The 21,958-nt window shown below is 72.2% G+C and carries 18 protein-coding genes and 1 pseudogene; 13 read left to right on the top strand and 6 right to left on the bottom strand.

Annotated features, from left to right (window positions below):
- Positions 1–252 precede the first annotated feature (252 nt).
- Positions 253–729, bottom strand: coding sequence for a CAP domain-containing protein (locus tag AB3M83_RS12625; RefSeq protein ID WP_412948675.1), 477 nt, complete (start codon positions 727–729; stop codon positions 253–255).
- Between the two features lie 176 nt (positions 730–905).
- Between AB3M83_RS12625 and glmS the strand changes: the two genes are divergently transcribed.
- On the top strand, positions 906–2,756 hold the full coding sequence (glmS, locus tag AB3M83_RS12620) for a glutamine--fructose-6-phosphate transaminase (isomerizing) (protein ID WP_412948674.1): 1,851 nt from the start codon (positions 906–908) through the stop codon (positions 2,754–2,756).
- A gap of 136 nt (positions 2,757–2,892) precedes the next feature.
- Complete coding sequence (locus tag AB3M83_RS12615) at positions 2,893–4,203, top strand: UDP-glucose dehydrogenase family protein (RefSeq protein WP_412948673.1); 1,311 nt, start codon at positions 2,893–2,895, stop codon at positions 4,201–4,203.
- 109 nt (positions 4,204–4,312) lie between these two features.
- Here AB3M83_RS12615 and AB3M83_RS12610 read toward each other — a convergent pair whose 3' ends face one another.
- Entirely contained in the window at positions 4,313–5,263 is a 951-nt protein-coding gene (locus AB3M83_RS12610; protein WP_412948672.1) for a CPBP family intramembrane glutamic endopeptidase, read from the bottom strand.
- An 84-nt stretch (positions 5,264–5,347) separates the two neighbouring features.
- On the opposite strand from AB3M83_RS12610, the gene AB3M83_RS12605 reads away from it, so the two are divergent.
- The 4 genes and pseudogenes from AB3M83_RS12605 (at position 5,348) to tsaE (ending at position 8,597) form a co-directional block, all read left to right on the top strand.
- Positions 5,348–5,935 (top strand): arsenate reductase/protein-tyrosine-phosphatase family protein, encoded by a 588-nt coding sequence (locus AB3M83_RS12605; RefSeq protein WP_412948670.1) that lies wholly within the window; start codon positions 5,348–5,350, stop codon positions 5,933–5,935.
- Between the two features lie 561 nt (positions 5,936–6,496).
- Positions 6,497–6,847: pseudogene (locus AB3M83_RS12600) on the top strand (holo-ACP synthase); the annotation flags it as partial.
- A gap of 125 nt (positions 6,848–6,972) precedes the next feature.
- Positions 6,973–8,097, top strand: a complete 1,125-nt coding sequence (gene alr / locus AB3M83_RS12595; RefSeq protein WP_412948669.1) for an alanine racemase — start codon at positions 6,973–6,975, stop codon at positions 8,095–8,097.
- Positions 8,094–8,597 (top strand): tRNA (adenosine(37)-N6)-threonylcarbamoyltransferase complex ATPase subunit type 1 TsaE, encoded by a 504-nt coding sequence (tsaE, locus tag AB3M83_RS12590; RefSeq protein WP_412948668.1) that lies wholly within the window; start codon positions 8,094–8,096, stop codon positions 8,595–8,597. The genes alr and tsaE overlap by 4 nt, the downstream gene beginning before the upstream one ends.
- On the opposite strand, the gene AB3M83_RS12585 is transcribed toward tsaE, so the two are convergent.
- On the bottom strand, positions 8,575–8,712 hold the full coding sequence (locus AB3M83_RS12585) for a hypothetical protein (RefSeq protein ID WP_412948667.1): 138 nt from the start codon (positions 8,710–8,712) through the stop codon (positions 8,575–8,577). The genes tsaE and AB3M83_RS12585 overlap by 23 nt on opposite strands.
- Positions 8,713–8,730: 18 nt before the next feature.
- Between AB3M83_RS12585 and tsaB the strand changes: the two genes are divergently transcribed.
- Genes tsaB through AB3M83_RS12565 form a run of 4 tightly spaced genes read left to right on the top strand, consistent with a single transcriptional unit; the run spans position 8,731 to position 11,609 of the window.
- Positions 8,731–9,399 (top strand): tRNA (adenosine(37)-N6)-threonylcarbamoyltransferase complex dimerization subunit type 1 TsaB, encoded by a 669-nt coding sequence (gene tsaB, locus AB3M83_RS12580; RefSeq protein WP_412948665.1) that lies wholly within the window; start codon positions 8,731–8,733, stop codon positions 9,397–9,399.
- Complete coding sequence (rimI, locus tag AB3M83_RS12575) at positions 9,396–9,947, top strand: ribosomal protein S18-alanine N-acetyltransferase (protein WP_412948663.1); 552 nt, start codon at positions 9,396–9,398, stop codon at positions 9,945–9,947. Before tsaB ends, rimI begins: the two co-directional genes overlap by 4 nt.
- 10 nt (positions 9,948–9,957) lie before the next feature.
- Positions 9,958–11,016, top strand: a complete 1,059-nt coding sequence (tsaD, locus tag AB3M83_RS12570; RefSeq protein WP_412948661.1) for a tRNA (adenosine(37)-N6)-threonylcarbamoyltransferase complex transferase subunit TsaD — start codon at positions 9,958–9,960, stop codon at positions 11,014–11,016.
- Positions 11,013–11,609 (top strand): hypothetical protein, encoded by a 597-nt coding sequence (locus AB3M83_RS12565; RefSeq protein ID WP_412948659.1) that lies wholly within the window; start codon positions 11,013–11,015, stop codon positions 11,607–11,609. Before tsaD ends, AB3M83_RS12565 begins: the two co-directional genes overlap by 4 nt.
- 16 nt (positions 11,610–11,625) lie before the next feature.
- Here AB3M83_RS12565 and AB3M83_RS12560 read toward each other — a convergent pair whose 3' ends face one another.
- Positions 11,626–12,825 (bottom strand): class I SAM-dependent methyltransferase, encoded by a 1,200-nt coding sequence (locus AB3M83_RS12560; RefSeq protein ID WP_412948657.1) that lies wholly within the window; start codon positions 12,823–12,825, stop codon positions 11,626–11,628.
- Between the two features lie 194 nt (positions 12,826–13,019).
- Here AB3M83_RS12560 and AB3M83_RS12555 point away from each other — a divergent pair, with 194 nt between their 5' ends.
- From AB3M83_RS12555 to AB3M83_RS12545, 3 genes are all read left to right on the top strand, one after another.
- Positions 13,020–14,375 (top strand): hypothetical protein, encoded by a 1,356-nt coding sequence (locus AB3M83_RS12555; RefSeq protein WP_412948656.1) that lies wholly within the window; start codon positions 13,020–13,022, stop codon positions 14,373–14,375.
- Between the two features lie 170 nt (positions 14,376–14,545).
- Positions 14,546–16,465, top strand: coding sequence for a dynamin family protein (locus AB3M83_RS12550; protein ID WP_412948655.1), 1,920 nt, complete (start codon positions 14,546–14,548; stop codon positions 16,463–16,465).
- Entirely contained in the window at positions 16,462–18,135 is a 1,674-nt protein-coding gene (locus tag AB3M83_RS12545; RefSeq protein WP_412948653.1) for a dynamin family protein, read from the top strand. The genes AB3M83_RS12550 and AB3M83_RS12545 overlap by 4 nt, the downstream gene beginning before the upstream one ends.
- Before the next feature lie 394 nt (positions 18,136–18,529).
- On the opposite strand, the gene AB3M83_RS12540 is transcribed toward AB3M83_RS12545, so the two are convergent.
- Together AB3M83_RS12540 and AB3M83_RS12535 are read right to left on the bottom strand one after the other, a co-directional pair.
- The gene (locus AB3M83_RS12540) at positions 18,530–19,435 is read right to left on the bottom strand and encodes an IniB N-terminal domain-containing protein (RefSeq protein WP_412948650.1); all 906 of its coding nucleotides are present in this window, start codon (positions 19,433–19,435) and stop codon (positions 18,530–18,532) included.
- Complete coding sequence (locus tag AB3M83_RS12535) at positions 19,432–21,957, bottom strand: helix-turn-helix transcriptional regulator (protein WP_412948647.1); 2,526 nt, start codon at positions 21,955–21,957, stop codon at positions 19,432–19,434. Before AB3M83_RS12535 ends, AB3M83_RS12540 begins: the two co-directional genes overlap by 4 nt.
- Position 21,958 lies beyond the last annotated feature (1 nt).

Here is a 21,958-nt window from a genome sequence, read left to right as displayed (position 1 = left end):
GAGGCATGCATCTTCCCCCCGTGCTTCGGTGCCGCTGGGGGCGGACACCGACTCTTACGAGGGTTATGGGAGTGCCCAGCGGGCTCACAGCCCCTTGACAGGAAAGGTGCGAATAGGTGACGATGCGTCAACTTCGGCCGACGGCCCGCGACCAGTCGAAGAGCGCCCCGGGGTGCTCGCAACCAGGGCTCGTTGGGGCTCGGGGGATCGAGACCCGGTTCCCGGCCGCCATCCGCGGCCCGGGACCGTCGGTCAGTACTTGCCGAACACCTGCGTGTAGTACGGCTGCCCGCTCTTGGAGCAGGCGACCGCGACGCCCATCCGGTTGTAGCCGCCCAGGATGTTCTTGCGGTGGCCGGCCGACTTCAGCCACGCGGGCGTCACCTTCGTCGGGGAGTAGCCGTACGCGACGTTCTCCGCTGCGGCGGTCCAGCCCTTCGGGATCTGCGACGCGTACTTCGGGTTGTGCTTCATCGTCTTGCTGGCGGCCTGCTTCTCGGACCACCGAAGCGCGACCTTCGCCATGCTGCTGCTGGCCGTGAGGGCCTTCTTGCCGGCCTTCTTGCGTGCCGCGTTGACGTCGCTGAGCACCTTCTTCTGGACCGACGTCTGCGACATCGAGACGCAGCTGGTGGATGCCGCGGTGGCCGCGGATGCCGGGAGGACGGCGAGCGTCAGGGCAGCGGTCGCGGCCATCGCCAGGCGCGAACGGGTGAGGAAACTGGGCATGGGTGCCTCCGGCTGGGGGATCGGCGGACTTTTCCAGCGTCAAGGAAACCACGTTCCGGCTGGACACCGCATGAACGGGGTCGTTCCGGTGCGGCGGCGGGCGGCGGGGAGCAGCTCGACGCGCCCGGGAGGACTGCGAGGCAGCGACACAGCCGTGCGCCCCTAGCATTGACCACATGTGCGGAATCGTCGGATACGTGGGCCCTCGCGACAGCCAGGCCATCCTCCTCTCGGGCCTCGCCCGCCTCGAGTACCGCGGGTACGACTCCGCCGGGATCGCGGTCATCGACGGCGGCGGCGACCTGGGGATGCGCAAGCGCGCCGGAAAGCTCCAGGTGCTGCGCGACGACCTCGGCGAGACGCCGATGGCCGACGGCACGACGGGGATCGGCCACACCCGCTGGGCGACCCACGGCGGACCGACCGACGAGAACGCGCACCCGCACCTCGCCGACGACGACAGGCTCGCCGTCATCCACAACGGCATCATCGAGAACTTCGCCGAGCTCAAGGACGAGCTGCTCGCGCAGGGGTTCTCGTTCCGGAGCGAGACCGACACCGAGGTCGCCGCGGTCCTGCTGGGGCGCGAGTACGCGGCATCCGGCGATCTCGTCGACGCCTTCCGCCGCGTCGCCGCGCGTCTCGAAGGCGCGTTCACGCTGCTCGCGATGCACCAGGACCAGCCCGGCCTCGTCGTCGGCGCCCGCCGCAACTCACCGCTCGTCATCGGGCTGGGCGAGGGTGAGAACTTCCTCGGCTCCGACGTCGCCGCGTTCATCGAGCACACGCGCAACGCCCTCGCGATCGGCCAGGACCAGATCGTCGCGATCACGCCCGCCGGCGTCGAGGTGACCGACTTCTTCGGCAACACCGTCGAGGTCGAGCCGTTCGAGGTCGTGTGGGACGCGTCGGCCGCAGAGAAGGGCGGCTGGTCGTCGTTCATGGCGAAGGAGGTCTCGGAGGAGCCCGAGGCCGTCGCCAACACGCTGCGCGGACGGCTGCACGACGGCGCCGTCACGATCCCCGAGCTGGACGGCCTCGACGACCTGTTCGCCGGCATCGACCGCATCGTGGTCATCGCGTGCGGCACCGCCGCGTACGCCGGCATGGTCGGCAAGTATGCGCTCGAGCAGTGGACCCGGGTCCCCGTCGACGTGGAACTCGCCCATGAGTTCCGGTACCGCGACCCGGTGATCGGCGAGAACACCCTCGTCGTGTCGATCTCGCAGTCGGGCGAGACCATGGACACCCTGATGGCCGTCAAGTACGCCCGCGAGAAGGGCGCGAAGACGCTGTCGATCTGCAACACCCAGGGCGCGACGATCCCTCGCGAATCGGATGCCATCGTCTACACGCACGCCGGACCCGAGGTCGCGGTGGCCTCGACGAAGGCGTTCGTCGCCCAGATCACGGCGCTCTACCTGCTGGCCCTGCACGTCGGCCGCGTCCGCGGCACGCTCTCGGCCGAGGTGTCGCAGGACGCCGTCGAGCAGCTCGAGGCGATCCCCGAGAAGATCGCCCGCGTGCTCGAGACCGAGCAGCCCCACATCGAGCAGTTCGCACGCTGGATGGGCGACACGCAGTCCGTGCTGTTCCTCGGCCGTCACGTCGGCTACCCGATCGCCCTCGAGGGGGCGCTCAAGCTCAAGGAGATCTCCTACATCCACGCGGAGGGATTCGCCGCGGGCGAGCTCAAGCACGGGCCGATCGCGCTCGTCGAGCCCGGTCAGGCCGTCTTCGTCATCGTCCCGTCGCCGCGCGGGTCGGGTGAGCTGCACAAGAAGGTCGTGTCGAACATCCAGGAGATCCGCGCCCGCGGCGCCCGCGTCATCGCGGTCGCCGAAGAGGGCGACGCCGCGGTGCTGCCGTTCGCCGACGAGGTGCTACGCATCCCGCTGGCCGGACCCCTGTTCGAGCCGCTGCTGGCCGTCGTGCCGCTGCACATCTTCGCCATGGGGCTCGCGACCGCGAAGGGCCTGGACGTCGACCAGCCTCGCAACCTCGCGAAGTCCGTCACCGTCGAGTAGGACCCGGCCACGGGCCGGTACCGGTCGAGCGCGGGATCGTGTCACCGCGAAACCCGCCGAATACGAGCCGGTGACATCCGTCTGGTAGACACGTCCGGGGGCGTGGCATACCGCGTCCGGAATCTAGGAGCTGTGCATGCGTCTGTCGGTCATCGGTTGCGGATACCTCGGAGCCGTTCACGCGGCGGCGATGGCGTCCATCGGGCACGAGGTCGTCGGCATCGACGTCGACGCGCAGAAGATCGAGTCGCTGTCTCGGGGTGAGGCTCCGTTCTTCGAGCCCGGGCTCTCGGAGATCCTCACCGAGGGCATCGCCTCGGGGCGCCTGAGCTTCACGACCGATTTCGCCGCCGCACAGGGAGCCGCCGTGCACTTCGTCGGCGTCGGAACCCCGCAGGTCAAGGGCGGCTACGCCGCCGACCTCACCTACGTCAACGCCGCGATCGACGCACTGCTGCCGTACCTGAGCGCAGGCGACCTCGTCGCCGGCAAGTCCACGGTTCCGGTCGGCACGGCCGCGACCCTCGCCGAGCGGGTCGCTCCGACCGGCGCGACGCTCGTGTGGAACCCCGAGTTCCTGCGCGAAGGATTCGCGGTCAAGGACACGATCGACCCCGACCGGCTCGTCGCCGGTGTTCCGGCGGGGGACGAGGGCGAGCGCGCGGCGGGCATCCTCCGCGAGGTCTACCACCCGTCGGTCGCCAAGGGCACGCCCTTCATCGTCACCGACTACGCGACCGCCGAGCTCGTGAAGGTCTCCGCGAACGCGTTCCTTGCGACGAAGATCAGCTTCATCAACGCGATGGCGGAGATCGCCGAGGTCACCGGTGCCGACGTCACGACCCTCGCGGACGCCATCGGTCACGACGCCCGCATCGGCCGCCGCTTCCTCGGCGCGGGGATCGGCTTCGGCGGCGGATGCCTGCCGAAGGACATCCGCGCGTTCTCGGCTCGGGCCGAGGAGCTCGGCCGGGGCGAGTCCGTCGCGTTCCTGCGCGAGGTCGACGAGATCAACCTCCGCCGCCGCGAGCGGGCCGTGCAGCTGGTCGTCGAGGGTCTCGGCGGGGCTGTCTATGACAAGAAGGTGACCGTGCTCGGGGCGGCGTTCAAGCCGCACTCCGACGACATCCGCGATTCGCCCGGACTCGACGTCGCGGTGCGCCTGCACGGCCTCGGCGCGCATGTGACCGTCACCGACCCCGAGGCGATTCCCAACGCGCGGCGCGTGCACCCGCAGCTGACCTACGTCGCGGACCGCGACGAGGCGCTCACCGGTGCGGACGCCGTCGTCGTGGTCACGGAGTGGGACGAGTACCGCCGCGAGCTCGACCCGGCCCACGCCGGTTCGCTCGCGGCAGGACGCGTCGTCGTCGACGGCCGCAACTGCCTCGACCCGGCCGCCTGGCGTGCCGCCGGCTGGCAGTACCTCGGCATGGGCCGGCCGTAAGGGTCGGGGGAGGTCGGCGCGCCCGGCATCCGTCGTCGGCTCGCTGAAGCGTTCCTCCTGAGCAGAGGCGACGACCGGCGCGTCGTCGGCTTCGACGCACCCGGGCGGATCAGCGGAGGATGGTCCCGGCGGCGACGATCACGAGCATCGTCGTGTTGTACACGATGTGCACGATCACGGCGCTCCAGATGCGACCGGTCAGCATGACGAGCAGCGCGCACGTCAGGCCGAGGGCGCCGAGGGGAAGCGCCTCCGCGAGCGGGAGGGATCCGTCGACGGCGTGCATCAGGATGAACGTCGCCGTCGAGACGAGCACGGCGGCCAGCGCGGCGGCGAAGCGTCCGGCGGGCCGGCGCAGCAGCGTGTACACGACCACCAGCAGGACGGTGCGGAAGAAGAACTCCTCCACGACGGGCGCGATCAGACCGCCGGGCAGCGCCTCGGTCAGGAACCACGTCGGGGGGATCGAACCGTCGAGCGTCGCGATCGACGGGAGCGGCTGGTGTCCGGCATCCGTCACCCAGCCCTGCAGCAGGCGGAGCAGCAGGCCAAGCATGACGCCGAACAGCAGGTCGACGGGGCGGAGCTTCAGCAGGCCGGCCGGCCGGCCGCGGGAGAAGGCGTAGACGACGGCGAAGAGCATGCCGACCCAGAGCGCGGTCGTCGAGACGAGGCCCGACCAGGGCGAAGTCCAGATGCTGCTGATCAGCGCGCTGCCGAAGGCGCCGATCCCGAGGCTGATGAGGGCGATCGCAAGGACGATCGCGTCCCACCGGCGGACCGCCGTGCCGCCCAGGCGCCAGTCGGTGCGCTGGACGCGGCGGCGCCGGCGTGGGGCGGGATCGTCGTCGAAGCCGAGGTCGCGCAGAACGTCGGTCGATGCGGCGGCGGATGCCGAGGCTCCCGCCGCGCCGCCCGTCGGGGCGGGCGCGGTGCTCGGGTCGTGCGCCGCGCCGGAAACAGCGATATCGCCGGTCGCAAGGGCGTCGCCGGTCGCGTTCTCGGGGGTCACCGCCTCGGGATCGGGGGCACCCGGACCGTCGCTAAGCTGTTCCTGCACGGGGCCTACGGTACCCGGTGCCCGCCCGCAGCTCGTCGAGCCGCCGCCCGAGGCGCCGCGGCATCCGACATCGGAAGGACCCCCGTGATCCAGATCCTGACCGTCTGCACCGGCAACATCTGCCGGTCCCCGCTCGCCGCACAGCTGCTCGCGCACCGGATGGCCGACATCGGCGTGGAGGCGACGAGCGCCGGCATCCGTGCCCGCAACGGCGATCGGATGCCGATCGAAGCCGTCGAGCTGGCGATGGGCGCCGGGATCCTGGGCGACACGTCGAACGCGCACCGCGCGCGATTCCTGACAGAGGCGCTGCTGCAGGACCCCGAGCTGGTCCTCGCGATGGACCGCGGTCACCGCCGCGAGGTCGTCGAGCTGGCACCGGGCAAGCTGCGGGCGACGTTCACGATCCGCGAGTTCGAGCGGCTCGCCGCGGTGACCTCGGACGACACGATCCGCGCGGGCGCCGTCGGCGCCGATCCGCGGGAGCGGCTGCGCGGCGCGCTCGCCGTCCTGGCCGGTCAGCGCGGCCTCGCCCTCCCTCCCGCCGACCCGGCCGACGACGACGTCGTTGACCCGTACGGTCGCTCGCGCGAGACGTACGCCCGGTCGGGTGCGCAGCTGATGCCCGGCATCGACGCCGTCGAGCGCGTCATCCGCCTCGCGGTCGGCTGAGCGCAGCGGCGTGCGTCGGGGGCTGGCCCTCGAGCGTTGCCGGCACTCGTGACGGAGATTCTGTCGGTGGGTGCGGGTCGGACCGCGGAATGGCGCGACGGTGCCGGTCGCGGATGCCGGAATCTCCGTCGCGAGTGCAGGGGCTGTGCGGTGACCCGGCCTCGCAGGGGTCTCGCGGCCGGGTGTCCGCCGCTTGCGGCCCGGGGTGCATGGGGTTCCATCGCCGTCGGGGCCCGAGCGTTGCCGGCACTCGTGACGGAGATTCCGTCGGTGGGGGCCGGCCGAACACGGAATGGCGCGGGTGTGCCGGTCGCGGATGCCGGAATCTCCGTCGCGAGTGCAGGGGCTGTGCGGGGGACCGGCCTCGCGGGGGTCTCGCGGCCGGGCGGGCACCGGCGTTCGGGGGCGCCGCGGCCGGGTGGGACCGGGCTTCGGGCGGGTCGCGCGAACCGGCATCCGTCGCCCGGCGGCAGCCACCCGGCCGTCGCGCGCCGCAGGCCGGCGACCGACGGGCGGCGATAGGCTGAACGGATGCCGCAGCGCGCGGCCGGAGGAGGCGACGTGATCATCGGAATCGGTGTCGACCTGGTCGACATCCCGCGATTCGAGCGGTCGATGGAACGCACGCCGAAGCTGCTCGACCGCCTCTTCACCTCTTCCGAGCAGCAGCTGAAGCCGCACTCGCTCGCCGCCCGGTACGCCGCCAAGGAGGCGCTGATCAAAGCGCTCGGCGGCTCGGACGGCGTCCACTGGACCGACATCGAGGTCGCGGCGGAGCCCTCAGGTCGGCCGGTCTTCGCTCTGTCGGGCGAGACGGCAGCGACCGTCGAAGCCCGCGGCATCACCGCCCTCCACCTCTCGCTGTCGCACGACGCCGGCCTCGCCGCCGCATACGTCGTCGCCGAAGCCAACCGGCAGGCGGGCGCGGACGGGGTCCCGCAGCAGGTCGAAGCAGACGCGCAGCCAGTCGCCGAAGCGCACCCGCAGGCCGACTCCGACGCGCACCCGCAGGCCGTCTCCGACGCGGAGGCCGGCAGATGACCCGCATGCCCGACGGCGTGGCGCGCGAGGCCGTCATCGACGTCTCGGCGATCGAGCACAACGTCCGTCACCTGGCCGCGCTGACCGACGCCGAGGTCATCGCGGTCGTCAAGGCCGACGGCTACGGTCACGGCGCCGTCCGTTCCGCCCGCGCCGCGCTCGCCGGTGGCGCCGCCCGCCTGGCGGTCGTCGACGTCCGAGAGGCACTCGAACTGCGGGATGCCGGCATCGACGCCCCCGTCCTCGCCTGGCTCCACGCCCCGAACTCCTCCTTCGTCGACGCCGCCGCCGCGCGGATCGAGCTGGGGATCTCGAGCTTCGACCAGCTCACGGCAGCCGCAGCGGCAGCATCCGTCGACACGCCCGTCGACATCCACCTCAAGGTCGAGACGGGGCTCGGCCGCAACGGGATCGCCCCGTCGGACTACCAGACGGTGTTCGCCGAGGCCGCGCGCCTCGAGCGCGCCGGCCTCATCCGCGTCGTGGGCATCTTCAGCCACCTGTCCAACACGTCGCTCGATGACGACCGCGCCGCGCTCTCGCGCTTCACCGTCGCGCAGGCCGGCGCCGAGGCGGCGGGGCTCCGACCCCGGCTGCGGCACATCGCGGCGTCGCATGCCGCCATAAGCATGCCCGAGGCGCGGCTCGGCTGCGTGCGACTCGGCATCTCCATCTACGGCCTCTCGCCGTTCGAGGACCGCACCTCGGCAGACCTCGGGCTGCGGCCCGCGATGACCCTGCGGGGATCGGTCGCGGCCGTGCGACGGGTGCCCGCAGGCCACGGCGTCTCGTACGGGTACCTGCACCGCACGGCATCCGAGTCCACGCTCGCCCTCATCTCGCTCGGCTACGCCGACGGCGTGCCGCGAGCGGCCTCCGGCGCCGGCCCGGTCGCGATCGGCGGTCACCACTACCGCGTCGCCGGCCGGATCGCGATGGACCAGTTCGTCGTCGACGTCGGCGATGCACCCGTGACGGTCGGCGACGAGGCCGTCCTGTTCGGCGATCCCGAAGCCGGAGCGCCGTCCGTGACCGAGTGGGCGGATGCCGCGGGGACCATCAACTACGAAGTCGTCACGCGCATCGGCAGTCGCGTGCCCCGACGGGAGGTGCGCTCATGAGCGGCATCGAACGGTTCGCCGGTGAGCGCGAGGTCGCCTCGCCCGCCGACATGGAGGAGCTCGGCCGGCAGCTCGGCGCGACGCTGCGACCGGGGGACCTGATCGTCCTGACGGGGCCGCTCGGTGCCGGCAAGACGACGCTCACGCGCGGGATCGGCGCCGGTCTCGGCGTCCGCGGACCGGTGCAGAGCCCGACGTTCGTGATCGCGCGGACGCATCCCTCCGAGGTCGACGGTCCACCGCTCGTGCACGTCGACGCCTACCGGCTGGGGTCTCCCGCGGAGCTCGACGACCTCGGCCTCGACGTCGACCGCTCGGTGACGATCGTCGAATGGGGCCGCGGCATGGTCGACGGGCTCGCCGACGCCTGGTGGGAGATCGAGATCGCGCGCGGCTGGAGCGGCACGGGTGTCGACAACGCGTGCGGCACGAGCAACTCCTACGTCCAGGACCTCGAGGACACGGCGCCCCGCACCGTCACGGTGACGCGACGTCCCTGACCGCGGCCACACCGACGGCGGCGACGCTGACCGCGGCCACACCGGCCGCGGCGACGCCGATGACTCCGCCCGGCGCGCTCGTCGCGCCGAGGGCGGCAGCCGATCGTCGACGCATCCCGATACCCTTGACCTCGTGATTCTCGGCATCGACACGTCCCTCGGCACCGCCGTCGCGGTCGCCGACACCGACGGCGCGGTGCACGCCGAGGCGTCGAGCCCCGATCCGCTCGGTCACGCCGAGATCATCGGCACCCTGCTCCAGAACGTGATGACGGATTCCGCGCGCGGCCCGATCGGCGCGACGGGCGTCCCGCAGGCGGTCGCCCTCACCGCCGTCGCCGCGGGCATGGGCCCCGGGCCGTTCACCGGCCTGCGTGTGGGGATCGCCGCGGCGCGGGCGTTCGCCCTCGGGCGCGGCATCCCGGTCGTCCCCGTCGCGAGCCACGACGCCGCGGCGCTCGCGATCCTGCTCGCCGACCCCTTCGCCGACGTGCCGCGCTTCGCCGTCGTCACCGACGCGCGCCGCCGCGAGTTCGCGTACACGGTCTACGAGGGCGTCGACGACGACGGGCTGCCGGTGCGTGCCGACCGTCCCGCGCTCTCCACGCGCGACGACATCGACGCCGTCCTCGCCGCCGCGGGCGCGGAGCGACGGGACGTCACGGCGATCCCGGGCGCCATGGTCGCCCTGGTCGCCGCGCGCGCCCTCGCGGCCGACCGCGTCGAGCACCTCGACGAGCCGCTGTACCTGCGCGCACCCGATGTGACCCCGCCCGCCGCCCGGAAGAAGGTCGGCTCGTGACCCTCCGCACTGCCCAGCCCGACGATCTCGCCACGATCATGCGCCTCGAGCGCGAGACGTTCCCCACCGACGCGTGGAGCGAGCCCATGATCCGCGACGAGCTCGTCTCGCCGCACGGCCGGTACGTCGTCGACGTCGAGGCCGGGCAGATCCTGGGATACGGCGGCGTGCGTGCGGTGCAGGGCGCTCCGGATGCCGACATCCAGACCATCGCGATCGCCGAGGCCGCCCGCGGTCACGGCCGCGGCCGGGCGCTGCTGCGCGAGCTGATCGCGACGGCGCACGCGCGCGGGGCGCGCTCGGTGTTCCTCGAGGTGCGCGACGACAACCCGAACGCGACCGCGCTGTACGCCTCGGAGGGCTTCCTGCAGATCGGCCGCCGGCCGCGGTACTACCAGCCCGACGACGTCGACGCGATCGTGATGAAGCTCGACCTGTCCGGCTGGACCGCCGCTCATCGTGGCGACACGGATGCCGCGGCGCCCGCCGCCGACGACGGTGCCGGTCCCCGCCGCAGCGGCGGGGATCAGACTCCGGGGTGGCGCTGACATGGCCGGGATGAGCCGCGAGCCGCTCGTGCTCGGGATCGAGACCAGCTGCGATGAGACCGGCATCGGCATCGTCCGCGGCCGCTCCCTGCTGAGCAACACGATCGCGAGCTCCATGGACGAGCACGCCCGCTACGGCGGGGTGGTGCCCGAGGTCGCCGCGCGTGCCCACCTGGAGGCGCTGCAGCCGACGATCGAAGCGGCCCTCGCCGAGGCGGAGGTCGAGCTCGCCGACATCGACGCGGTCGCCGTCACGAGCGGCCCCGGCCTCGCGGGTGCGCTCATGGTCGGGGTCGGTGCGGCGAAGGCGCTCGCCGTCAGCCTCGGCACACCGCTCTATGCGGTCAACCACCTCGTCGGCCACATCGCCGCGGACGTCCTCACCGGCGACGAGGTGGAGTACCCGACCGTCGCGCTGCTCGTCAGCGGCGGCCACACGTCGCTGCTGCTGGTCCGCGATCTCGTGTCGGACGTCGAGCTGCTCGGCGAGACCATGGACGACGCCGCCGGCGAGGCCTTCGACAAGATCGCCCGCATCCTCGGACTGCCGTATCCCGGCGGCCCCGAGATCGACCGGGCCGCCGCGTCCGGCGACCCGAACGCGATCCGCTTCCCGCGCGGCATGTCCCGGGCGTCCGACATGGCCGAGCACCGCTACGACTTCTCGTTCTCGGGGCTCAAGACGGCCGTCGCCCGCTGGGTCGAGCAGCGGGAGGCGGCGGGCGAGGACGTCTCGGTGCCCGATGTCGCGGCATCCTTCCGCGAAGCGGTCGTGGACGTCCTCGTCACGAAGGCGCTCGACGCGTGCGCACGTCACGACGTGCCCCGCCTGCTCCTCGGCGGCGGCGTCATCGCGAACCGTCGACTGCGGGAGGTCGCCCTCGAGCGCGCCGCGGCGGCCGGCGTCTCGGTCCGGATCCCGCCGCTGTCGCTCTGCACCGACAACGGCGCCATGATCGCCGCGCTCGCGTCGGAGCTCATCATGAGCGGACGCCCCGCCTCGACGCTCGAGTTCGGCGCCGACTCGACTCTCCCGGTCACCGAGATCCAGGTCGCGGCAGCGGTATGACCGAGCCGAGCGAGGAACGGATGCCGTCGCCCGCGGCGCCGGCCGATCCGTCTGAGCCGGCCACCTCCGCGGAGCCGACCACCCCCGCGGCGCCGGCCGGTCCGTCTCCGCGGCCCGGCGCCGCAGCCGACGACGCCGTGCCGGCCACCTCGATCGAACCGCCGTCACCCGACGTCGCCCGCGTGCCGTCGACCCCGGTCCTGCCGGGGGAGCACCGCGGCGGGTTCCGGCGCGAGCTCACCCAGCCGCTCCCGATCGCGCCGCCGCTGGAGGTCCATCCCGAGCCGGGCCTGGTGACCGGGGAGCTCCTGAACCCCGACCCGCAGGTCCACTGGATCCACCCGCCGCCCACCCTGCCGCACAGCGCCGGCTGGTCGCTGCTGGCCGGCGTCCTCGGTCTGATCCTCTCGTTCTTCGTGGGCTGGGGCTTCCCGATCGGCCTGCTCGGCGCCGTGCTGGCGATCCTCGCGATCCGCCGGCCCTGGGAGAACCGCGAGATGGCGGTCTGGGCGCTCACGCTGAACCTGGCGTCGCTTGTCTACAGCGCCGGCTGGCTCTGGTGGGCCTCGACGCAGGGGCCGCTGTTCGGCTGAGGCGACGCGGGGTCGGTCAGACGCGGTCGGCGAGGAGCGCGAGGCGCTTCGCCTTCGGGCCTTCGCCGACCTTGGTGAGGATCAGTGTCGCCGAGTCGTCTCCGCGCAGCACGAGCTTGCGGCGGAACTGCGCGGGGTCGACGTCCACGCCGCGCTTCTTGATCTCGATCGTGCCGATCCCGTGCGTCCGCAGAGCGGCGTTGATCGTCGGCACCTTCATCGGCATGACCTCGCGCACCCGGAACGACTGCACGAACGGGCTCGTCAGGGCGGCATCCGACGTCAGATAGGCGATGCCGTCCGAGATCATCCCGGCCTGCAGCTCGCGTGCGACGTCCCCGATCAGACGGGCACGGATGACGGCGCCCGCGGGCTCGTGCACGAACGCGCCGAGCTCGCGCACCGGCTCGTCCGAGACGTCGGCCCCCGCGGTGATCTCGTGCGCTGCGCCGCCCCGGATCACGAGCGCGGAGCGCGTCACCCCGGGGCGCGCGAGGACGCCCGACCACAGCACGAGCTCGATCGTCGAGCCGTCGACGCTGATCCACTGCGCCTCGACGTCGTCGGGGATGAGGGCCCGGTCAAGGCCCGGTCCGAGCTTGATGCCCACCGGCAGCCGGGATGCCAGGGCGAACGCCCAGTCCAGGGACGGCGACCAGTCCTCGGGTCGCGTGCGGGCCGTCTCGGAATGGCCGGCGGTACGCCGTGCCGGGTCGAGCCAGACGGCTTCCACCTCGCCCAGGTCGACGTCCTCCGCCCGGGCGTGCCGGACGGACACCTCGTCGCCGAAGGGTGCGAGGTTGTACGCCGCGAGTGCGGCGGTGGTCTCGTCGGCGTCGACGGCGAGCACCGTCAGGCCGATGCCGGCGAAGGCGAGTGCGTCGCCTCCGATGCCGCAGCCGAGGTCGGCGACGCTCGCCAGGCCGGCGTCACGGAACCGGCCCGCATGGCGCGACCCCACCTCCAGCCGTGTCGCCTGCTCGAGGCCCGCCCGCGTGAACAGCATTCGCTCCGCGAACGGACCGAACTTGGCCGCCGCGCGCACCCGCAGATGCGCCTGACCGACGACGGCGGAGACCAGATCGGGCGGGTGGCCGGCGGCGCGGAGCTTCGAGACGGCGGCGGCGACCTCCGCGGTGGAGGCCAGCGGTCCGACCTCGTCGATCATCCGCAGTCCCGCAGCGGTCAGGAGGGCGGTCAGCTCGGCCTGTTCCATCCGGCCAGCCTAGGCGCTTCCCCCGCGGCCCCCCGGGGTGGGGGAGGGGCGATCCCCCTCTCCCGGTAGGGGAACCCCCGCAGCCCCCGCAACGCGCCCCGCGCGAGCGGGGGATTGTCCCCGATGACGGGATCCCGGCACGGCAGCAGACTCGTCGCAACGAGCGCCGCCGGCGCCTAACGAGAGGACCCATCGTGGCCGACAACAACTTCCTCAGCGACGTGGACGAGACGGTGGACTCGTACAACGACAACTCCACGGACACCGACAACTCGGACAACAGCGACAACAGCGACAACTCCGACAACTCGATGAACGACAACTCGGACAACTCCGACAACTCGGACAACAGCGACAACTCGGACAACTCCGACAACTCGGACAACTCCGACAACTCGGACAACAGCGACAACTCGGACAACAGCGACAACTCCGACAACTCGATGACCGACAACAGCGACAACTCCGACAACAGCGACAACTCCGACAACAGCGACAACTCGGACAACTCCGACAACTCGACCAACGGCTGGGGCGTCGGCAACAACTCGGACAACTCGATCAACGACTCGGGCAACGACAGCTCGGACAACTCCGACAACTCGGACAACTCCGACAACTCGGACAACTCCGACAACTCCGACAACTCCGACAACTCGGACAACAGCGACAACTCGGACAACTCCGACAACTCCGACAACTCGACGAACGACTCGTACAACGACAACTCGGACAACTCCGACAACTCGACCGACGATCACTCCGACAACAGCGACAACAGCGTCGACTTCACGGACTCGTTCAACGACAACAGCGACAACTCGACGAACGACTCCGGCAACTGGGGCTCCTACAACCAGGACCAGGACAACTCGATCCACGACTCCGCGAACGACAACTCGGTGCACGTGGGCGTCCGTGACTACACGACGAGCTTCGGCGGTGCCGGTGCGGCTCCGCTGGCCGGGCTGGGCACCGTGTCGGGGAACGTGTCGCTCAACGCGACGAACCTCGACCAGTCCGTCAACGCCAACGTCTCCGCTGGCGGCGATGTGGCGATCGGATCCGGGTCGACGGCGACCGTCGCGAGCGGCACCGGCGCGAACGCAGCCGGCAACGACCTGTCGATCGACAACTCGATCGACAACTCGGTCGACTACGCCATCGGCGGAGATGCGGTGATCGGCAGCACGATCACGACCAACACGTCGATCAACTCGGGCAACACGTGGACGGACGAGTCGACCACGGACAACTCGATCACGACGACGGTCAACACCTCGATCGCCGACTCCTTCGACCACGAGCTCGCGTTCGACTCGTTCAACGACAACTCGGACAACAGCTCGATCTCCGACTCGCTGAACGAATCGATCTCCGACTCCCTCAACGAATCGTTCAACTCGGAGTTCAACCCGACCAACACGAACACGCAGTCGTGGAACGAGGAGTCGAACAGCATCTGGTCGGGCGGTCTCGGCAACAGCAACGACCTCGTCGACGACGGGGCCACGAACACCGAGACGCCGGACGTCGAGGACGCGTTCTGATCTGAGACCTACGGGGCCCTGAACCGTCCACCGGTGACGGGCCCCGGAGGGTCACGTCGTTGCGGATGCTGACAGCGCCGCCGACCCGACCTCCCTTGTCTGGGACAGACCGAGTCGATACGGTGCCGCTGGGGGAGCATCCGCAACGACGTGGATAGCGAGGAACGCCTATGCCGAATCCGCCGGGGGAGCACACCGCGCCGGGGCACGCCCCCGGCGCGCTCGTGCGCGTGGCCGACGACGTGACCCGCACCAGCCGGGAGTGGGGTCGCGACGATCTCGCCGAACGGCTCGCATCCACACGTGCTCGGCTGGCGGACCCGTACGTGCGGGTCCTGGTCGTCGGCGAGTACAAGCAGGGCAAGAGCAAGCTCATCAACGCCATCGTCGGCGCCCCGGTATGCCCCGTGGACGACGACATCGCCACGCGCATCCCCACGGTCGTCGGCTACGGCCCGGCGCCGACGGCGGCGGTCCTCGTCCGGCACGCACCGGATGCCGACCCGGTGCGCCACGAGATCCCGATCGACCAGGTCTCGGGGTTCGTGTCCGCGGAGCACCCGAAGCATGCCGGCGGCGATGTCGTCGCGGCGGAGGTGCTCGTCCCGCGGGAGATCCTCCGCGGCGGCCTGCGCCTCGTTGACTCACCGGGTGTCGCCGACGTGCAGGCGTTCCGCGCGCTCTCCGCGCTGACCGCGCTGTCGGGCGCACACGCCATGCTTATGGTCTCAGACGCCTCGCAGGAGTACACCGCCCCCGAGCTGCGGCTGCTGTCGCAGGCGCTGCGGGTGTCGCCCCACGTGTCCGCCGTCGTCACCAAGACGGACGCCTACCCGCAGTGGCGCCAGATCACCGGCATCGACGCGGGGCACCTCGCCACCGTCGGCGAGGTGCCCGTCTTCCCCGTCTCGAGTGATCTGCGGCTGGCCGCCGCCGCGCGGCAGGATCGCGAGCTCAACGAGGAGTCGGGATTCCCCGAGCTCATCCAGCACCTGCACCGCGACGTGCTGCAGCGCGCCGGCGACCTGGAGCGGCGCGCGGCCGCCGCCGACCTCCACGATGTGCTCGAGCAGCTCGGCATCGCCGTCCGCACTGAGCTGCTGGCGCTGCAGCATCCCGAGAAGGCTCCCGAGCTCATCGAGCGTCTGGAGATCGCCCGGCGCCAGGCGGAGGAGTTCCGCAGCCGGTCGTCGCGCTGGCAGACCACTCTCACCGACGGGGTCGCCGATCTCATCGCCGACACCGAGCACGACCTGCGCGACCGTCTCCGCCGGGTGCAGCGGCAGGCCGAGGAGGCGATCGAGGCGGGCGATCCCGGGCCGGTCTGGGGCGAGTTCGCGCAGTGGCTCGACGAGCGCGTGGGCGAGGCGGTGGCCGACACCTTCGTGTGGACCAACGACCGGCAGCGCTGGCTCGCGCAGGAGGTCGCCGGACAGTTCCTCGAGGGCGAGGAGGACATTCCGCAGCTCGACGTGGGTGACATCACGGGTGTCCTCGACCCCGTCGACGAGATCGCCGACCTCATAGCTCCCACGCTCTCGGCGGGCGAGAAGATCTACATCGGCGTGCGCGGCTCGTACGGCGGCGTGCTCATGGTCGGCCTGGCGACGAGCGTGCTGGGCCTCGCGGTCCTCAACCCGCTGTCGCTCCTGGCGGGTGTCCTCGTCGGCCGTCGCGCCTACCGGGAGGACACGCAGGCCCGGCTGTCGCGGCGCCAGACCGAGGCGAAGAACCTGGTCCGCCGGTACATCGACGAGATCGCCTTCCAGGTGGGGAAGCAGCTGCGCGATCGACTGCGCGCCATCCAGCGGGCCACCCGCGACCACTTCGGCACCCGCGCCGACGAGATCTACCGTTCGCTGACCGCCGCCGCCGACGCGGCCCGGAGGCCGGCCGCCGTGTACACGCAGGACCGGGACGCCCGCATCGCCGTGCTGAAGCAGCGCCTGGAGTATCTGACGCGCGTCAGCCGGGCCCTGCCGGTGCGTCCCGCTGAGCTGCCGGACCCGAGCGCGCTGCCCGAGCCCGTCGCGGCGCCGCCGAGGGCGGCCGAGCTGCCCACCGGCTCGACGGCACGGGAGTCGGCGTGAGTGCGGCGGTCCTCACGTCCGCCGTCGCCCTGATCGATGCGGCCCTGGCGGTCTACGGCGATGACGACGACATCGCCGCCGAGCTCGAGGCGTGGCGGGTGCGGATGCGCGAGCCGCTGCGACTGGGGATCGCCGGCATGGTCAAGGCGGGCAAGTCCACCCTGCTGAACGCGCTGATCGGCGAACGGATCGCGCCGACGGATGCCGGTGAGTGCACGCGGATCGTCACCTGGTACCGCTACGGCGCGACGCCGTCCGTGCGCGCGGTCCATGCCGACGGGAGTGAGACCTCGCTCGCCCTCCGCCGGGGCGACGGCAGGCTGCAGCTGGACCTGCGGGGCCTCGATCCGGACGGCATCGCGCACATCGACATCCGCTGGCCCGCCCTCAGCCTCCGTTCGCTCGTCCTGGTGGACACGCCGGGCATCGAGTCGATCTCCGAGCGCGTCTCCGGACGCAGCCTCACCTTCCTCACCCCGGCGCGCGGCGGACCCTCCGAGGCCGACGCCATCGTGTACCTGCTGCGCCACCTGCATCCGTCCGACCTGTCCTTCCTCGCGGCCTTCCGCGACGCCGACAGCGGGGCCGGCAACAGCGTCAACGCGCTCGCAGTCCTCTCGCGCGCGGACGAGGTGGGCGGCGGACGGCTCGACGCGCTCCTGTCGGCCCGCGGCATCGCCGCGCGATACCGCGAGATGCCGGCGCTGCGTCCGCTCGCCGTGACCGTCGTTCCCGTCGCCGGCCTCATCGCCGAAAGCGCGCGCAGCATGCAGGAGCGCGACTTCGCCGCCCTCCGCGAGATCGCCGGCTGGGATCGGGATCAGCGCGACCGGCTGCTGCTGTCCGCGGACCGGTTCATCCGGGACGGCGCATCCGTGCTCGACGCCCGGACGCGGGCGGGGCTCCTCGACCGCTTCGGGATCGCCGGCATCCGCCTCGGCGTGGCTCTCGTCCGCGGCGGCGCCGCGACGTCGCAGCGCCTCGCGGAGCAGCTCGTGATCCAGAGCGGGCTGGAAGAGCTGCGGTCGGTGATCCGACGGCAGTTCCGCAGCCGGGCGGCGGCGCTCAAGACGCGAGCGCTGCTGGCCTACATGAACGATCTCGTCCGGTCCCGGCCGCTGGCCGGCGCCGATTCCCTCCGGGAGGGGATCGAGGGGCTCGCCGACGCCTCGCACGAGCTGCGCGAACTGGACGTGCTGGCCCGCAGCCGCGTCGACGGTCTCGGGCTGACGGGCGGGGTCGTCGACGAGGCGGAGCGCATCCTCGGAGCGGACGGGACGGATGCCGCGGCTCGGGTGGACGCGGCTCCCGACGCCACGCGGCGGCAGCTCGCCGAACGCGCCGACGAGCTGCTGACACGGTGGCGGGCGCTCGCCGAATCGCCGAGCACCTCGCGGGCCGCACAGCGGGTCTGCGCGGTGGTCGTGCGGACCCTGGACGGGATCCTGTCAGAGGTCGGACCCGCCGGCGGTGGCGGGTCCATGGCGGACGTCGAAGCGGCGACGGGTCCAGGCGCGGGACGCCGGGAGCAGCGACGCCAGCAGAGCGAGGGTCAGGAGCCCGGCGTACGCGAGCGCGAACATCCGGAGCGGCATCCCGGCTTCGCCGGGACGGGTGAACTCCAGCGCGACGACGCACAGCCCCCCGAAGGCGGCCAGCGTTCCGCATAGCCAGGCGCGTGCGCCCGGCCGCCGGTTGGCGAAGGCCACCGCCGCCCACAGCTGGACCAGCAGGAGTGCGACGAGCGCTCCGAACAGGGACCAGAAGACGATGTCCGCCGTCGAGTCGACCGTCTCGGCCGCCCGTTCGGGATCGACGAGCTCGACGCGCTCCCGGATCCGGACGAGTTCGTCGCTGCGCGTGATGAAGAAGTACCCCGCCGCCACGGCGCCCGCCGCGAGCCCGAAGATCCACAGCGCCTCGGCCAGTCGGGACGAGAGCGGAGGTGGGATGTTCGCCACCACCGGGGCGGAGTTGGGCGTCGCGAGGGTCGGGCGCTCGGGCTGCGCCCGTCCGGTCCGCAGCGGACCGGACGGGCCCGAGGACGGCGTCGTCATCGTGCTCTCAGTACTCCGACTCGGCGGTGGTCTCGGCCAGCGGCTCCGGCTCCGAGAGCGCCGTGCTCTCGTCCGCAGCGTAGGGGTCCGACTCGTACGAGACCGTCGCCGGCTCGGCCGCCGCGGGCTCGGGCTCCGGCTCCGGCTCCGGCTCGGGCTCGGGCTCGGGCTCGGGCTCGGGTTCCGCGACCGCGGCCGCGGGCTGTCCGGCGGGCTCGGCCTCGGCCTCGGCGGCGGGCGCAGGAGCGGATGCCGGGGCGTCCGCCGCTGCGGGCGGTGTCACCGTGGTGGTGGCCGACCCGTCCGTCACCGTCGTCGTGATGGAGCCGTCCGTGACCGGCGCGGTGACGACGTCGTTGTGGGATCCGACCGCGGTGTCCACGTCGACGGTGCTGTCGATCACCGCGTCGCCGCCGACCGTGACGGTCGTGGAGGAGTCGGTGCTGTCGTCGTCGACGATGTCACGACCTGCCGCCGATGCTCCCGCACCGCTCGCGATGATCGCCTCGTTGTCGAAGAGCTGGAGGATGTCGCCCTCGGCCCACAGGTTCTGATTCACCGACTGGTCGAGGATCGTCGAGTTGTTCGTCACGTAGGCGTTGTTCGTGATGAGATCCTGCAGCTGCCGGATGACCTCGCTGGGCCCGGCTCCGCCGGGATCCGGGTTCCCGACCGGCCCGGCCGGGGCGTTCGGGAGGAACGGGCCCGGGTCGTTGCGGAGGATCACATGGGGGTTGTCGTAGACCATCGGCAGGACCGAGCAGAGGTCGTTGTAGTTGACGTTCTCGAGCCCTCGAGAGGCGAGCGTCCCCTCCGGATCGGCCTCGAACTCCGCCGCGACATCGGGGTCGCCGAGCAGGCTCAAGATGAACTCGATCAGCGCGTTCGCCATGGTCGCGATCACGTTACTCATGTGTCCTCCTGGGTGTGACTGGTCGTGATTCCGTCCTCGCCGCCGAGCATGGCCCGGAGCTTCGTGAGGAGGTCGGAACGGGAAGTGGCGTCGACGCGACGGCGGATCCGCGCGATGTGGTGCTCCGCCGTGCGGGGCGAGATGAACAGGGACTGGCCGATCTCGATGTAGGTCTTCCCCTGCAGCACGAGGCGGGCGACCTCGGTCTCGCGGTCGCTGAGGGCCGTACCCTGCAGCTCGAGCATCGTGGGCTCCTCGTGGCCGGACGCGGAGCGTGGCGCCTGCGTCGGGTGCAGCTCGCGAGCGCAGGCGAGCAGCTGCGCGTAGACCTGCCGGTCGGTCGTCCGCGCCGCGCCGTGGGCTGCGAGCCGCGCGCCGTCCCAGGCGAGACCCTGAGCCCGCAGGTCCCGAGCGGAGTCCTGCACGGCCACGGGGTCCACCCGGCCGGCGAGCACGTCCGTCCACACCCGTCCGGCCGTGGCGAGCCGGGCAGCGAACGGGCTGTGCGCGGCGGCGGCGAGCAGGACATGCGCGTGGGGCACCAGGAGCTCGGGTCTGCCGAGAAGGATGCCGCGCTGGATGCCGTTCCAGTGCAGGAGCGGGCTCCACAGCGGCGGCTCCCCGGCGGCGGCGAGCGTCGACAGCGCGGCATCCACCTGACGCTGCGTCGTGTCGGGCGTGTCCGTGCGGGCGGCCGCGAGGGACAGCTCGCCGAGGAAGGGGAAGAGGAAGACGTCGAACCGCTGCTGGTGGATCTCGCGGGCGGCGCCGTGGAACACCGTGATGAGCTCCGCCGTGGTGGCGTAGCGGCGAGCGAGCGCCGTCTCGCACGCGGCGAGGATCAGCCGGTCGCGCGGCACCAGCTCACCGTCCAGCTCCGCGACCTCCGTCAGGAGCGTCGTGGCCGCGAGCGGCTCGGCGGCGAGGATCGCGATCCATGCGCGCCAGAGCAGGATCCTCGCGCGGGCCCAGTGCCCGCACTGCCGACGAGCCTGCGCCGATTCGAGGACGGATGCCGCCAGCGCCAGCCGGCCCGTGGACAGCGCGGCGGCGGCCGCGACGACGGCGGGCGGCTCGACCAGCGGGAAATCGGAGTGCGTCGAGCTGTACAGCTCGGAGGCGACGACGAGGTCGTCCACGGCCGCGCCGACGTCGTCGCCGACCGAGTCGGTGAGCGCCGCCGTGAGCGCATCGGACGCGACGCTCAGGGTGTCCGGCGAGCCGGGGAGCGGCGGGACGCCACCGCCGCCGAGCCGCGCGTCCCGTCCGAGGGTGATCAGGGCGGCGCGTGCCCGCGACGCCGCGGTCCCGGCCGTGTCGGCGTGCAGGGCGGCGCCGACTTCGAGCACCCCGCGGGAGGCCCAGACGGCTGCGGCGGCATCGGCGGCGAGGGCGCGGTGCGGGTGGTCCGCGAGGGGCAGGAGACGGTCGAATGCCGCCCCGGCGGCATCCGGGTCGCCCGCGTTGAACGCGGCGATCCCGATCGCGAGCGCGACGTCGGTGGGGTCGTCCGATGCGGCGGCCGCCTGCCGGTAGAGCGCCCACGCCTGCGCCGGAGCGGTCGTGCGCAGCCCGTCGGCGCGTGCGATCAGCTGGGACGGCGTGGATGCCGCGGTGTCGCGCCAGGCCTCGGACACCCGCTCCGCCGAGGCGACATCGGCGGATCCCTCCGGCATCCGATGCGCCGGCACCAGCGCCCGCACGGCCGTCCGCACCACCGGCGGCGGCGCCCCGTTGGGCGCGAGCAGGCCGGCCGTGCACCCGTCGGCGACCATGGCATCCCACGTCATCCCCGGGGTCGCCCGCAGCGCGAGTTCGCTCGGGCGGAGCGTGCAGAGCGCCTCGAGCGAGTGACGGTGCGCGTCGTCGAGGGAGTCGAGACGGTGGGCGATGACGGTTCGGAGCGTGCGGGAGAGGTCGCGGTGGGTCGGGTCGACGCCGCAGACCCCCGGGTCATGGGCGTCCACGGCCGCGAGCGTCAGCCAGGTCAAGCCGCCGGTCTGCTCGACGATCGCCTGCGCGCAGTGTGCCGGGATCCGGGTGACCTCGACGATCTGCTCCGGCGTGATCTCACCGAGCAGCGCCGGCGGGCAGGTCTTCTGCAGCCGGGCGCTGACCGCGCGGAGCTCGCCGGTCGGCCGGGGAAGATGCGCGACCACGACGCTCGCGTCGGATTCGGCGACCAGCGCCTGAAGGGCGTCCATCTCGCCCGGCGCGAGGGACTCGGCGTCATCGATGACGACGACGTCCACGGCGGCGGCACCCGACGGCGTCGCACCGATCCGCAGTCCCCGCTCGGACAGCTCCGCCCGCAGCGCGGCGAGGGCGGCCGACTTCCCGGCGCCGACGGGACCCGACACGACGCCGCGGATCGGCAGTTCCACCGCGAGGAGCGGCGTCACGGCCGACTCGGCGAGGAAGGCCGACAGCGACTCGGAGGGGCTCCGGCGGGTGTGAGGTGCCGACGCGCGCGCGGCATCCCGAGACGGTGCGGGGGTGCGGGGCGACGCGTCGGAGAACACC

The sequence above is a fragment of the Microbacterium pasadenense genome (assembly GCF_047246565.1).
Lineage (GTDB): Bacteria > Actinomycetota > Actinomycetes > Actinomycetales > Microbacteriaceae > Microbacterium.
The sequence above is the reverse complement of the archived record's forward strand: the minus strand, read 5'-3'. Positions and strand labels throughout refer to the sequence as shown.